General features: G+C 67.6%; 13 protein-coding genes. 9 read left to right on the top strand and 4 right to left on the bottom strand.

Translation table 11 applies throughout. The annotated features are described in order from the left end of the window. The first annotated feature begins 18 nt into the window (after positions 1-18). Entirely contained in the window at positions 19-555 is a 537-nt protein-coding gene (locus ACFXHE_RS38085) for an NUDIX domain-containing protein (protein WP_379389653.1), read from the top strand. Here the strand turns inward: ACFXHE_RS38085 and ACFXHE_RS38090 are convergent. Then, the gene (locus tag ACFXHE_RS38090; RefSeq protein WP_379389655.1) at positions 552-971 is read right to left on the bottom strand and encodes an SRPBCC family protein; all 420 of its coding nucleotides are present in this window, start codon (positions 969-971) and stop codon (positions 552-554) included. The genes ACFXHE_RS38085 and ACFXHE_RS38090 overlap by 4 nt on opposite strands. 200 nt (positions 972-1,171) lie before the next feature. On the opposite strand from ACFXHE_RS38090, the gene ACFXHE_RS38095 reads away from it, so the two are divergent. Beyond that, entirely contained in the window at positions 1,172-1,528 is a 357-nt protein-coding gene (locus ACFXHE_RS38095; protein ID WP_379389657.1) for a hypothetical protein, read from the top strand. A gap of 3 nt (positions 1,529-1,531) precedes the next feature. Here ACFXHE_RS38095 and ACFXHE_RS38100 read toward each other — a convergent pair whose 3' ends face one another. Together ACFXHE_RS38100 and ACFXHE_RS38105 are read right to left on the bottom strand one after the other, a co-directional pair. Further along, positions 1,532-2,281, bottom strand: a complete 750-nt coding sequence (locus tag ACFXHE_RS38100; protein ID WP_379389659.1) for an SDR family oxidoreductase — start codon at positions 2,279-2,281, stop codon at positions 1,532-1,534. A 65-nt stretch (positions 2,282-2,346) separates the two neighbouring features. Further along, positions 2,347-3,351, bottom strand: a complete 1,005-nt coding sequence (locus ACFXHE_RS38105) for a hypothetical protein (protein WP_379389661.1) — start codon at positions 3,349-3,351, stop codon at positions 2,347-2,349. Between the two features lie 380 nt (positions 3,352-3,731). Between ACFXHE_RS38105 and ACFXHE_RS38110 the strand changes: the two genes are divergently transcribed. Both ACFXHE_RS38110 and ACFXHE_RS38115 read left to right on the top strand, forming a co-directional pair. Continuing rightward, a complete protein-coding gene (locus ACFXHE_RS38110) occupies positions 3,732-4,559 on the top strand; it encodes a helix-turn-helix domain-containing protein (protein ID WP_379389663.1) in 828 nt (275 codons plus the stop codon). A 112-nt stretch (positions 4,560-4,671) separates the two neighbouring features. Continuing rightward, the gene (locus ACFXHE_RS38115; RefSeq protein ID WP_379389665.1) at positions 4,672-5,844 is read left to right on the top strand and encodes an FAD-dependent monooxygenase; all 1,173 of its coding nucleotides are present in this window, start codon (positions 4,672-4,674) and stop codon (positions 5,842-5,844) included. Between the two features lie 131 nt (positions 5,845-5,975). On the opposite strand, the gene ACFXHE_RS38120 is transcribed toward ACFXHE_RS38115, so the two are convergent. Further along, positions 5,976-6,863: a helix-turn-helix domain-containing protein gene (locus ACFXHE_RS38120; RefSeq protein WP_379389667.1), complete on the bottom strand. Its 888-nt coding sequence runs from the start codon at positions 6,861-6,863 to the stop codon at positions 5,976-5,978. Between the two features lie 312 nt (positions 6,864-7,175). Between ACFXHE_RS38120 and cysD the strand changes: the two genes are divergently transcribed. From cysD to ACFXHE_RS38145, 5 genes are read left to right on the top strand one after another with little or no spacing between them, the layout of a single operon-like run. Next, positions 7,176-8,081, top strand: a complete 906-nt coding sequence (gene cysD, locus ACFXHE_RS38125) for a sulfate adenylyltransferase subunit CysD (protein WP_379389669.1) — start codon at positions 7,176-7,178, stop codon at positions 8,079-8,081. Continuing rightward, on the top strand, positions 8,081-9,943 hold the full coding sequence (cysC, locus tag ACFXHE_RS38130; protein WP_379389671.1) for an adenylyl-sulfate kinase: 1,863 nt from the start codon (positions 8,081-8,083) through the stop codon (positions 9,941-9,943). The genes cysD and cysC overlap by 1 nt, the downstream gene beginning before the upstream one ends. After that, on the top strand, positions 9,943-11,139 hold the full coding sequence (locus tag ACFXHE_RS38135; protein WP_379389673.1) for a hypothetical protein: 1,197 nt from the start codon (positions 9,943-9,945) through the stop codon (positions 11,137-11,139). The genes cysC and ACFXHE_RS38135 overlap by 1 nt, the downstream gene beginning before the upstream one ends. Further along, positions 11,136-11,933 carry an SDR family oxidoreductase gene (locus tag ACFXHE_RS38140; RefSeq protein WP_379389674.1) on the top strand — a complete coding sequence of 266 codons (798 nt, stop codon included), beginning with the start codon at positions 11,136-11,138 and terminating at the stop codon, positions 11,931-11,933. Before ACFXHE_RS38135 ends, ACFXHE_RS38140 begins: the two co-directional genes overlap by 4 nt. An 18-nt stretch (positions 11,934-11,951) precedes the next feature. Beyond that, entirely contained in the window at positions 11,952-13,085 is a 1,134-nt protein-coding gene (locus ACFXHE_RS38145) for a sulfotransferase family protein (protein WP_379389676.1), read from the top strand. The last annotated feature ends 20 nt before the right edge of the window (positions 13,086-13,105 follow it).

The following is a 13,105-nucleotide window of genomic DNA, read 5'->3' on the forward strand; positions in this document are numbered from 1 at the left end:
GTGGGGGAGGATCGGGGGATGGACACGCTGCGGAGTCGTGAGGTGTACGCGAATCGGTGGATCACGCTGCGAGAGGACGTGGTTCGGCAGGCCGACGGGGAGGAGGCGGTGTACGCCTACATCCGGAAGGCGGACTTCGCGATCGTGATTCCGTGGGATGGCGAGCGATTCCACCTGGTCGAGCAGTATCGGTATCCGCTGGGGCGCAGGTGCTGGGAGTTCCCGGGCGGGGCGGTGGCGGGGGAGAGCGATCCGATCGCGGTGGCTCGGCAGGAGCTGCGGGAGGAGACGGGGTTGCGGGCGGGCCGGCTGACGGCGCTGGGGAAGGTGGCGCCCGCCCCGGCCACCAGCACGCACTACGGGACCGTGGTGCTGGCCACCGAGCTGACGGTGGGGCCGCACGAGCGGGAGCCCTCCGAGATGGACATGGAGTCCGCCTGGTTCACCCGCGACGAGGTGGAGGCCATGATCCTGGCGGGCGCGATCGTGGATGCCCAGAGTGTGGCCGCGTATTCCCTGCTGTTGCTGCACGAAAGGCGCGGCGGGCTGGGCTAGCCCCGGCCGGCATGCTCGATGAGGCCGGCGACGACCTCGGGGAAGTCGGCGGTGATCTGGGGGCCGATCTCGGGGCCGAGGGTGGCGGCGGCGGGGCCGGTGATCTCGGTTCGGTAGACCACGCGGGTGGCGCCGGAGGGCAGGGCGTCGAGGCGGTGCTGGGTCAGCACCTCGAAGCCCTCGCCCAGGAAGACGTCGCTCCAGAGTTCGCCGTCGACGATCTCCACGAAGCGCAGCTCCACGGTGTCACCGTCCGCCGAGGTCATGCGGAAGGTGGTGCCGGGCGCGAAAGGCCCGTCCAGCTCGAAGGTTTCGATGCCGGGATTCCACTCGGGCCAGCGGCTCGGGTCGGACCAGCTGCGCCACAGCGCTTCCCGGGGCACGGTGGTCTCGGCGCTGTGTTCGTACTCCCACATGATCTCGTCCTCGATCGAAGTTCAGTCGGATAGACGGTTTATCACATTCGAAACCTGAAGATCCGCTGAAGGTGAACCGCGATCCCCCTTGCGCCGTGCCGGGAATGGCGTTTAATCGGCGTCGCGGTCCACGCATCGAAGGGCCGGGGGATTGATCATGGATCGTATTGGTGCACACAACGATACGAAGAGTGATCGATATGCGCGGAAATCTCCGACCGGCACTGATGGTGGTCGCCCTGCTCACGGCTCCCCTGGCGACCGGCCTGGCCACCGCTCACGCAGCACCCCTGGTGAGCGCCCACGCTGTGCCCGCGGCGGGGGTCACCGCGGCCCGCCACCACGATGGCGACCAGGATCAGGACGGGAACGGTGATCAGGGCGGCTCCGGCGGTGGCCAAGGCGGATTCGGCGATCAGAACGGACCCCGCGACCAGGGTGACTGGTGGTTCGTCCACCACTGCATCCAGCAGCACGAGTGGTGGCAGCAGCGGTGCCGGCGCGACGGCCCCGACATGTGGCACCGCGGTGACCCGCAGCCGAACGGCAGCTGGTAGGCCTCACCATTCGATACGGCCGTACTCCTCCTGTCCCCAGATGTGACCCCAGAACGTCCCGGTCGGGCCGTCGGCGGGCAGCGTCGCGAGGTGGACGCTGGGCTCGGCGCCCTGTTCGGCGGTGCGGAAACCGCTGTTGGCGTTGAGATCTGTCGCGGTGTAGCCGGGATTGGCGGCGTTCACCTTGATGGGGGTGTCCTTCAGTTCGAGCGCGTACAGGACCGTCACCATGTTCACGGCGGTCTTGGACGAGGTGTACGGGATGGCCGAAACCATTTGCGACATGGGGCTGTTCGGATCGGTGCGCCCGGCCAGCGAGCCGACCTCGCTGGACACGTTGACGATCCGGGCCGCCTCGGCGCGCCGCAGCAGCGGCAGCAGGGCATTGGTGACGGCGACCAGTCCGAAGACATTGGTCTCGTACACATGCCGCAGGGTGGCGAGTGTGCCCGACGACGGCTTGCCGTCACCATCGAGGCCGCCGCTGATGGCGGCGTTGTTGACGAGGATGTCGAGCCGGCCGAAGTCCGCTTCGATCTGGGCGGCGGCCGCGGCGATGGACTGCTCATCGGCGACGTCGATCCGGATGAAGTGGGCGTCCGCGCCCTCGGCCCGCAGTTTGGCGGCGGCGGCCTGCCCGAGCTCGGGATCCCGCGCGCCGAGCAGGACGGTCATGCCGCGCCCGGCCAGCTGTCGTGCGGTCTCGTAGCCGATGCCCTTGTTGGCGCCGGTGATGAATGCTGCTTTGGTCATGTGAAAAGCATCGCCGCACTGGGGTTTCGGTGGGAGGCCCAAGTTGTACCAGGTTGGAGTGGTGGTCAATTGCTTGACTTCCTGTTTCCTTCGATGCATTTCACGCGGGGGCGTGTCCTGGCATCGGGGCGACCTCCTCCTGTTGCGACCTTGAAGGGTCGCAACAGGCCCGCCTCGCCCGATACACCGTTGGCCCAGGAGAAGGCGTCCGGCCTACATTTGCGCGCGATCTGACATGCGCCGTTGACATCGGCGTTGAGGATCTGGCCGGTGGCAAGGACTTTCACACGTCCCCGGCTGATCCGCCGTGCCGCGTAATCGGATTGTTTCCTCGGCTGCTCACCGGCGAGCACGCTGGTCTTGGATGTGTAGGAGTGGTGATCCGGTGGGCGCGACAGTAGTCCACGACCCTCTTGGAGGCGGTGTGCAGTTCGGCATTCACCACCGCGTTGCGGTGCCGCCACAGGGCCTTCAACCGCGCTGATTCGCGTTGTTGGCGGGTTCCTCCTTCCAGATCCGCCCCCGCCACTCGTGACCAATCCGGCGACTCCACCGGTTCGGTCACGGTCTTGACCCACACGATCTCCACGTCGAATTCCCTCTCCAACGGCTGAATTCGGACCTCTCTGATCCGGTCCCAGCCCACCGGTAGGGGGGCACAAATCCACCCGAATCCCGGCCGCGCCCAGCATCCCCCGCTTCGCCGGGCGTGCCCGCAGGGCGTCGCCGGCGAACCGCAACTGGTATCGAGACTGCCCGCGCAGATACTTCGGCGGCCGGGCCAGGCGACCCTTGGTCTTGCGCAGTGCGGCGAAACTGCGCCAGTCCGCGTCCAAACCCCGCGACACCTCACGGGCGACTTTGACGGGCAACGCCTTCCACTCCGCGGTGGTCTTGCGGTCCTTACGGTCGGTGTTCTCGTCGAACTCGAGGTCCGCGAAGAACATCTGACGCCGGTCGTAGTTGATCGCGTTACGCAACCGCCGCGCGGCCAACGCCATCCGATCCAGCTCCGGCCATGCCGGATGATCGACCCCCACCCGCACGGTGTGGACCCGATACTCGAGCATCCGAACCCCCTGTGCCGGGGACTGCTCGGTGGCAGTCACCGTCGTCGCGGCTTGGGCCGCTGCCCCGTACCGCCCCTCATCTGAGGTGGTCACCGAGATCGGCCCGAGTTTCGCTGTGTTACAGCAGTTCTGAAACGTGCACACGGATTACGGGGTGTGCGACTTCGAGTCGGTTGCGGATTAACTGCAAAGGGATCTCGTGACGGGTTGAGAGCACGAGGTGACGATAACGGTCATGTCGAACGTATGTTCTTTATTCACTGGACTCGCCCTGCTTGTCCGAATTGACCGTGTGGAGGTCGGCTCGCGGTGGGATGGTCCGGTGGCGGCCTCCAGGATCTCGTTCCCCCAAAATCGAGACGGCGGCCCACACTGGAGCCATGGCTGACAGGAGCGAACTCGCGGCTTTTCTGAAGGCTCGGCGTAATCGGCTGACACCCGGCGATGTCGGGCTGCCCAATGGGCTCAACCGCCGTGCCCTGGGATTGCGCCGTCAGGAGGTGGCGCAGCTGGCGGGGATTTCGGTGGATTACTACATCCGCATCGAGCAGGCTCGCGGTTCGAAGCCGTCGCGGCAGGTGCTGGCGGCGCTGGCCCGCGCGCTCATGCTCACCGTGGACGAGCGGGAATACCTGTTTCGGATGTCGGGGGAGTCGCCGCCGGTCACGGCTGGGCCGCACAAGACTGTGCCGCAGGCGGTCCGGTCCATCCTCGACAATCTGGCGGCCCCGGCGTATGTGGTGGACGCGACCTATGAGGTGCTCGCCTGGAACCGGGCTGCCACGCCGTTCGTCGGCGATCTCGACACCGTGCCCGAGCATGAGCGCAATATGATCCGCTGGATGTTCCGGGAGGCCGCCGACCATCCGCAGTGGGCCGACGCCGAGACCCGCGACTTCGCCCGCGCTCTGATCGCCGATCTGCGCGCGGCCTATGCCCGGTATCCGGGGCATCCGGCGCTGGCCGCGCTGGTCACCGAACTGCTGGGCACGTCGAAGCGGTTCGCGGACATGTGGGCCGCCCACGATGTGGAGGTGCGCCGGATCCACCGCAAGCGCATCCGTCATCCGGAGCTGGGGCCGCTGGACTTCCACTGCCAGGTGCTGCACATCTCCGACACCGATCAGCGGGTCATCGTCTACTGCGCGACGCCGCACACCCGGACCGCCGCCGTCTTCCAGTCGCTGGCCGCCGCCACCGACCGCTGAAGGTTTGCCAACATTCGTTGGCCAACAAGTGTTGACATGACTTCGACCGGGTCGTACCGTCTAAATCAACAGACGTTGGCCAACAAATGTTGGCAGAGCCTCAGGAGTCGTCATGAACACCGTCCCCGCCACCGCCTCGGTCGTCATCGTGGGTGCCGGTCCCGCCGGGCTGACCGCGGGCATCGCGCTCGCCGACGCGGGTGTGAACGTGGTGCTGCTCGACAGGCTGGCCGAGGGCGCCAACACCTCCCGCGCGGTCGTCGTGCACGCCCGCACCCTGGAGGTGCTCGAGCAGTTCGGTGTCACCGAGACCCTGCTCGAACGCGGAATCGTGGTGCCGCACTTCGTGATGCGCGACGGCGACCACGTGCTGGCCCGCATCTCGTTCGAGGGACTGCCCACCGCCTACCCCTACACCGTGATGATCGGTCAGGAATCGACCGAGGCAATCCTGCTGGCGCGCTTCGAGAAGGCGGGCGGGCAGGTGCACCGGCACACCGAGGTCACCGGCGTCGTCCAGGACGCCGACGGTGTCACCGTCTCCTTCACCGACGCCGACGGCGCCGCGAATTCCGTTCGCGCGGACTGGGTCATCGGTGCGGACGGCATGCACAGCCCGGTCCGCGAGGCCGCCGGGATCGGCTTCACCGGCGCTACCTACCCCGAGTCCTTCGTCCTCGCCGATGTCCGCATGACCTGGCCGGACCCGCGCGACGAGGTCTCGCTGCACCTGTCGCCCGAGGGTGTCACGGTCGTCGCGCCGCTGCCCGACCCGCAGCCCGACCGCTTCCGCATCGTCGCCACCGTGGCAGACGCTCCTGAACACCAGGATCTGGCCTATGTGCAGGCGCTGGTCGACGCCCGCCGGCCGGGCGCGCACGCGAAGATCGAGGAGATCGTCTGGAGCTCGCGCTTCCGCGTGCACCACCGGGTCGCCGACCACTACCGCGCCGGCCGCATCCTGCTCGCCGGGGACGCCGCGCACGTGCACAGCCCGGCGGGTGGCCAGGGTATGAACACCGGCATCCAGGACGCCGCCATGCTCGGCCGCCTGCTCGCCGCGGTGGTCGCGGGCGCCCCTGAGGCCACCCTCGACGAGTACGAGCAGACCCGTCGCCCGGTGGCGCTGGGCGTGGTCAGCTTCACCGATCGCATGACCCGCATGGCTACCTTGCGTCCGGTGCCCGCCCGGCTGGTCCGCAACCTCGTCATCAGCACCGCCGCCCGCATCCCGGCGTTCCGTCGCAACCTGGCCTACCAGCTCTCGGAACTGGCCAATCGCTGACTGCCGCAGCAAGATTCGGCGGCCCGCACCCTCGAGTGCGGGCCGCCTGCCGGGTGGGATTCGACGATTGCGCCGCGTCGATCAGTGGCCGTCGCAGTGATCAGTGGCCGTCCCGGGACGCGGATAACGGCTCAGCCGCGCAGCGACGTGGTGACGGTATCGGCCGCGGCGATGGTGGCGGTTGCCAGATCGTGCAGGCGGGCGGCGGGGAGATTGGTGTCGGGGCAGGAGACGATCGACGCGATGACCGAGCCGTCGGAGGCGAAGATCGGGGCGGCCACCGAGACGACCGCATTGTGGTCGCCGAGTTCGTCGGGGAGATAGTCGATGGTGATGAGGTCGGCGATCATGGCGCTGAGACGGTGCCGTAGCGGATCGGTGACAGGGGAATGGCGAAGTGCCCCGAGGGCTTCCAGCATGGGGGCGGACTCGTCGGCGAGGCGTTCGACGGAATAGCCGCGGGCGGCGATGACGTCGAGGACCGCGGTGAGGCGGGGGCGGTGGCGCGGGTCGGCGGCCTGCAGCCAGGTCTCCCGCTCGGATTCCGGTGCCCAGGCGATGAATTCGCGGCAGACCGGCGGCGCGAACGGCATGCGGCGGGCGGGGCGGATCCACGGTACCGACGGGGTGCCGAGCACCTCGGTGATGACGATGGCCTCCTGTTCCCGCTCGGCCAGGAAGATCGGGACGCCGTGCGCGGCTGCCAGCGCGTGCATGGGCTCCGCGGCCAGACGGCGCAACGGAAAGGCGGTGTCGGCCCGCCGCGCCACCGCCAGCAGTCCGAGACCGAGGCTGTAGTTCCCCTCGCTGTCGCGCACGGTCCAGCCGTCGCCGGTGAGCTGAGTGAGCACGGCGTGCGCGGTGGCCCGGGACATGCCGGTGGCGCGCACGATGCGGGCCAGCGAGAGGCGCTCGCCGGAATGCCGCGACAGCAGCTCGATCGCCTGCACGACCCGGTGGGTCGGCGGTGAGGCGGGCGCGGAACCTGCTCCGGCCGCCGTTCCCGGTTCGGAAGCCACAGGGGCGGTGGTGGATTCAGGCAACTCGATCCCTGCTGGTGTCGGTCCCGGCGCTGCGGGAGGTTCGCGCCCGATCGTATCGGCCGGGGTATCGGTCATCCGCACCGGAGTGGCCCGGATCCGGTGTGCCCGAGCTACTCCGATGCGCGGCGGCGACTACTCCGATGCGCGGCAATTCGGGCGCGGGTATTGACCGTCGCCCGGGTACCGACCTATCGTCGGTGTCACATTATCGAACAATAGCGTCGAATATTCGACACCGCAAGGTCGAATGACCGGACGGATCGGATGACGCGGCGAATGGGACGAGAGATGCGCACGGGATATGAGCTGTCGCACCTGAACGCCTTGGAGGCGGAATCGGTGCACATCATCCGGGAGGTGGCGGCCACCTTCGAGCGGCCGGTGCTGCTGTTCTCCGGTGGTAAGGACTCGGCGGTCATGCTGGAGCTGGCGCGGCGGGCGTTCTGGCCCGCGCCGCTGCCGTTCCCGTTGCTGCACATCGATACCGGGCGCAATTTCGACGAGGTCATCGACTTCCGGGATCGCACCGTGGCGCGGCTGGGCGCCCAGCTGCTGGTCGGCAGCGTGCAGGACGATATCGACGCGGGCCGGGTCACCGAACGGCCCGGTGAGACCCGAAACCGGCTGCAGACCACCACCCTGCTGCGCACCATTCGCGAGCACCGCTTCGACGCGGTATTCGGCGGGGCGCGCCGTGACGAGGAGAAGGCGCGCGCCAAGGAGCGGGTGTTCAGCTTCCGCGACGAGTACGGCGCGTGGGAACCGCGGGCCCAGCGCCCCGAGGTGTGGAACCTCTACAACGGCCGGCACCGCAAGGGCGAGCACATCCGGGTGTTCCCGCTGTCGAACTGGACCGAGCTCGACATCTGGGAGTACATCGACCAGGCCGAGGTGGAGTTGCCGTCGCTGTACTACGCGCATCGGCGCACCGTGGTGGCGCGCGACGGAATGCTGCTGGCGGACAACCGATTCCTGGAGTTCGGCCCGGAGGAGAAGCGCATCGAGGCCACCGTGCGCTTCCGGACCCTCGGCGATGCCGACTGCACCGGTTGCGTGGAATCCACCGCGGCCGACCCCGCCGAGGTGATCGCCGAAACCGCCGCCACCCGGCTGACCGAGCGCGGCGCCACCCGCGCCGACGACCGCATCTCGGAGTCCGGCATGGAAGATCGCAAGCGAGAGGGCTATTTCTGATGCGCCGCAACCTGTTACGACTGGCCACCGCGGGCAGCGTGGACGACGGTAAATCGACCCTCATCGGGCGGTTGCTGTTCGACTCCAAGAGCCTGTTCAGCGATCAGCTGGATGCCATCGAGCGCGCGAGCCTTTCGCGCGGCGGCGACGGGCCGGACCTGTCGCTGGTGACCGACGGCCTGCGCGCCGAGCGCGAGCAGGGCATCACCATCGATGTCGCGTACCGCTACTTCGCCACGCCGCGAAGGAAATTCATCATCGCCGACACCCCGGGGCACGTGCAGTACACCCGGAACATGGTGACCGGCGCGTCCACCGCCGACCTGGCGCTCATCCTCGTCGACGCGCGCAAGGGCGTCTCCGAGCAGACCCGCCGCCACGCCTTCCTGTCCTCGCTGCTGGGGGTCGGGCACCTGGTGCTGTGCGTGAACAAGATGGACCTGGTCGACTGGTCCGAGCAGCGGTTCGAGGAGATCCGGTCGGAATTCGCGGATTTCGCCACCAAGCTGGATGTCGGCGATCTGAGCTTCATCCCGGTGTCGGCGCTGCACGGCGACAATGTGGTGGATCCGTCCGCGCGCACGGCCGACTGGTACCCGGGCCCGCCGCTGCTGCGGCACCTGGAAGAGGTGCACGTGGCCTCCGACCGCAACCTCATCGACAACCGGCTGCCGGTGCAGTACGTCATCCGGCCGCACGGGGAGACCCAGCGCAGCTACGCGGGCACCGTCGCGGGCGGCATCTTCAAGCCGGGCGACGAGGTCGTGGTGCTGCCGTCGGGGCGGACCAGCCGGGTCAACCAGATCTGGGGGCCGGGCGGCGGGAAGGTCGACGAGGCCTTCACCGGTATGGCGGTGTCGCTGACCCTGGACGACGAAATCGATATCGGCCGTGGCGATATGCTCGCCCGGCCCGGCAACCAGCCGCACGCCGATCGTGAGCTCGACGCCATGGTGTGCTGGTTCTCCGACGACACCGAACTGCGGGCCGGCAACTCCTACGCCATCCGCACCGCCACCCAGACCTCCAAGGTCGAGGTGAGCGAACTGGACTACCGGCTGGACGTGAACACCCTGCACCGGCAGACGGACGCGGATCGGCTGGGGCTCAACGACATCGGACGCGTGACGATCAAGAGCCGGCAGTTGCTGCTGTTCGACCCGTACCGGGAGAACCGCGCCACCGGCAGCTTCATCCTCATCGACGAGACCACCGACCAGACGGTGGCCGCGGGCATGATCACCGGACGCTCCACGGGCGCACCGCGGGTCGGGCAGAAGGCCTCGAATGTGGTGTGGCACAGCTCCGCCGTGGAGCGCGGGCAGCGGCTCAGCACCGGCGCGACCGTGTGGCTGACCGGGCTGTCGGGCTCCGGGAAGTCCACCATCGCAGTCGAATTGGAGCGGCAGCTCATCGAATCCGGGCAGCCCGCCTACCTGCTCGACGGCGACAACCTGCGGCACGGGCTGAACAAGAACCTGGGCTTCACCGACGAGGACCGGCGGGAGAACATTCGCCGTGTCGCCGAGGTGGCGGCGTTGTTCGCGGATGCCGGCGTGGTCGCCATCGTCTCGCTCATCAGCCCGTTCCGTGCCGAACGGCGCGAGGCGCGCAAGCTGCACGACTCCAGGAATCTGTCGTTCCGGGAGATCTTCGTGGACACCCCGCTCGCGGAGTGCGAGCTGCGCGACTCGAAAGGCCTGTACAAGCGGGCCCGCGCCGGGGAGCTGCGCGAATTCACCGGCATCAGTTCGCCGTACGAGCGGCCGGAGTTCGCCGACCTGACCATCACCCCCTCGGCCGGGACGCCGGCCGAGATCGCCCATCGAATTCGAGAGATCCTAGGAATCGCTGATAGCTGATGACCGATATAGAAAAGGCCGAGCTGCCTCTCACCGAACCGTTCCTCGCGGCGGTCGCCGAGGCCGAGAAGCTCATCGCCGCCGCCGATTTCATCCGTGACCCGCACGATCTGGCGGAGGGCTACGACTACCTGCAGGGCAGCATTGCCGCCGTCCTGCAGCTGTCGCGGGCGCACGGCACCTCGCACCCGTACCTCGTGTCCGCTACCGGGCCCTACACCAAGATGGGCCTGGACAACCCGGACACGCTGTACTACAGCGCCAATATAGAGCCGAATGCGGAATACCTGCTCACCGGCGTGCGCGGCAGCACCGTCGACCTGAGTTTCCAGGTGCTCAAGGGCGATTACACCGCCACCGACGTGCCGAACGGTGACGACGCGTTCGACGACCGGCGGCTGCAGATCAATGAGGACGGCAGCTATCAGCTGCGCTTCGGCCCGCCCAAGGAGAATCCGGAGCCGAACTACTTCGTGCTCGGCGAGGGCGCGTCCATGCTGGCCGTGCGCGAGGTCTACGGCGACTGGAATGCCGAGCGCAAGGGCAGCATTCGCATCGAGCGGGTGGACACCATCGGGACCGCGCCGGTCGAGGCCGGGGTGGAACAGCTGCGCAAGCGGTACCGGGCGGCCGGTCGCATGCTGTTGACCCGGGTGCACACCTGGTTCAACTTCCCGAAGTGGTTCTACCTGAACCTGCCGGTCAATACGCTGACCGAACCTCGGCTCACGCCGGGCGGATTGAGCACGCAGTACTCCTCCGTCGGGCATTTCGAGCTGGAGGACGATCAGGCGCTCATCATCACCGTGCCGAAATCCGATGCGCCGTATCAGGGTTTCCAGCTGGGCAGCCGCTGGTACGTCTCGCTCGATTACGCCAACCACCAGACCTCGCTGAATCATCAGCAGGCGCAGGTAGATCCGGACGGGATGATCCGCATGGTGGTCTCCGCCCGGAACCCGGGGATCGCCAACTGGATCGAGACCACCGGCCGCAAGCTCGGCATTCTCCAGTTCCGCTGGCAGCGCGTGGATCGCGCGATCACGCCGGCGGACGGGCCGGCCATCGAGCTCGTTCCCTTGGACAAAGTGGCCGAACGGCTGCCCCATTACGAACACAATCGGATCGACGAGGCCGGATGGCGCGAGCGGATTGCCGCTCGCCAGCGCGCCTTCGCGGAAAGGATGCTGGGATGACCCGACTGAAGACGGGACTGCTGGCCGACAAGGTGGTCGTGGTCAGCGGCATCGGACCCGGTCTGGGCCGTTCCATCGCGCTGGAGGCCGCGGCGGCCGGGGCCAAGGTCGTGCTGGCGGCGCGCACCGAGTCGCGGCTGAAGGAGGTCGCCGACGAGATCGCGGCCGAGGGTGGCGCGGAAACGCTCTGCGTGCCCACCGATATCACCGATGAGGCCACGGTCCAGAACCTGGCGAAGCAGACCCTCGAGACCTTCGGCCGGGTCGACGCGCTGGTGAACAACGCCTTCAAGGTGCCGTCCATGAAGCCGCTGGCGCGCACCGACTTCGAGCAGATCCGCGAGAGCGTGGACCTGACCGTGCTCGGCAATCTCCGCATGACGCAGGCGTTCACCGACGGGCTGGCCGAGACCAAGGGCTCGGTCGTCATGGTCAACTCCATGGTGCTGCGGCATTCCGAACCCCGTTACGGCAGCTACAAGGTCGCCAAGGCGGCCCTGCTGGCCATGTCGCAGACCCTGGCGACCGAGCTGGGCGAGAAGGGGATTCGCGTCAACAGCGTGCTGCCCGGCTACATCTGGACCGACCAACTGAAGTGGTATTTCAGTGAGATCGCCAAGAAGTACGGCATCACCGAGGAACAGGTCTACCAGCAGACCGCGTCCAAGTCGGACCTGAAGCGGCTGCCGCTACCCGACGAGATCGCCCAGACCATCGTCTTCCTCATGTCGCCGTGGGCCAATGCCATCACCGGGCAGACCATCGACGTCAACTGCGGCGAATACCACGTCTGAGCAAGGAGTTTCACCACTATGAGCGGACGTACCAACGTCGGCACCGTCGAGGATCTGCACCACTCGGCGTCGAAAGTCAGCGGCCTCACCGACTTCGGGTCCGACGACTACCTGGAGGCGCTCGGCGTCCTGCTGGAGTCCTACCAGCGTGACGCCGGGCTCACCGAGCTCGGCTCCAAGATGAGCCGCTACTTCCTGCGCGGCGCGCTCGTCGCGCGTGCCCTGAGCGAAGCCTCCTGGCAGGCCAACCCGGCCTACACCGAAACCCAGGTCACCAGGCCGATTTTCGTGACCGGGCTGCCACGCACCGGCACCACCGCCCTGCACCGGCTGCTCGCCGCCGACCCGCAGCATCAGGCCCTGGAGATGTGGCTCGCCGACTTCCCGCAGCCGCGGCCGCCGCGGGAGACCTGGGCCGACAATCCGGTCTACCAGGCGGTCGACAAGGGGTTCGCCCAGCACCGGATCGAGAACCCGGAATTCATGGGCGTGCACTACATGACCGCCGCCGAGGTCGAGGAGTGCTGGCAGCTGCTGCGTCAGACGGTGAAATCCATCTCCTACGAGTCGCTGGCCTATCTGCCGAGCTACTCGCAGTGGCTGCGCAAGCAGGACTGGACGGATGCCTACACGCGGCACAAGGCGAACCTGCAGCTCATCGGCCTGGGTGACGACCGGCGCTGGGTGCTGAAGAACCCCAGCCACCTGTTCGCCCTCGACGCCCTGATGAAGGTGTACCCGGACGCGCTGATCATCCAGACCCACCGCGACCCGGTCACCATCGTCGGCTCCTCGTGCAGCCTGTCCGAGCAGGCCACCGCGGGCTGGTCCACCACCTTCGTCGGCGAGAAGATCGGTGAATCGCAGCTCGAACTGTGGTCCCGCGGCCTGCGCGAATTCAATACCGCGCGAGCCCGTTACAACCCGGACCAGTTCCTCGACATCGAATTCGACGAACTCCGCGCCGACCCCTTCGCCACGGTCGAGAAGATCTACTCGAAGTTCGGCCTGGACTACACGGATTCGGCCCGCACCGCCATGACCACCCTCGACCAGGAGAGCAAGTCCGGCGACCGCAAACCGGTCCACAAGTACTCCCTGGCCGACTACGGCCTCACCGAAGACCAGGTCCGAGCCGAATTCGAGCTCTGACCAACCCATCTCGGACGGCC

The organism is Nocardia sp. NPDC059229 (assembly GCF_042754165.1).
In the GTDB taxonomy this organism is placed as follows: domain Bacteria; phylum Actinomycetota; class Actinomycetes; order Mycobacteriales; family Mycobacteriaceae; genus Nocardia.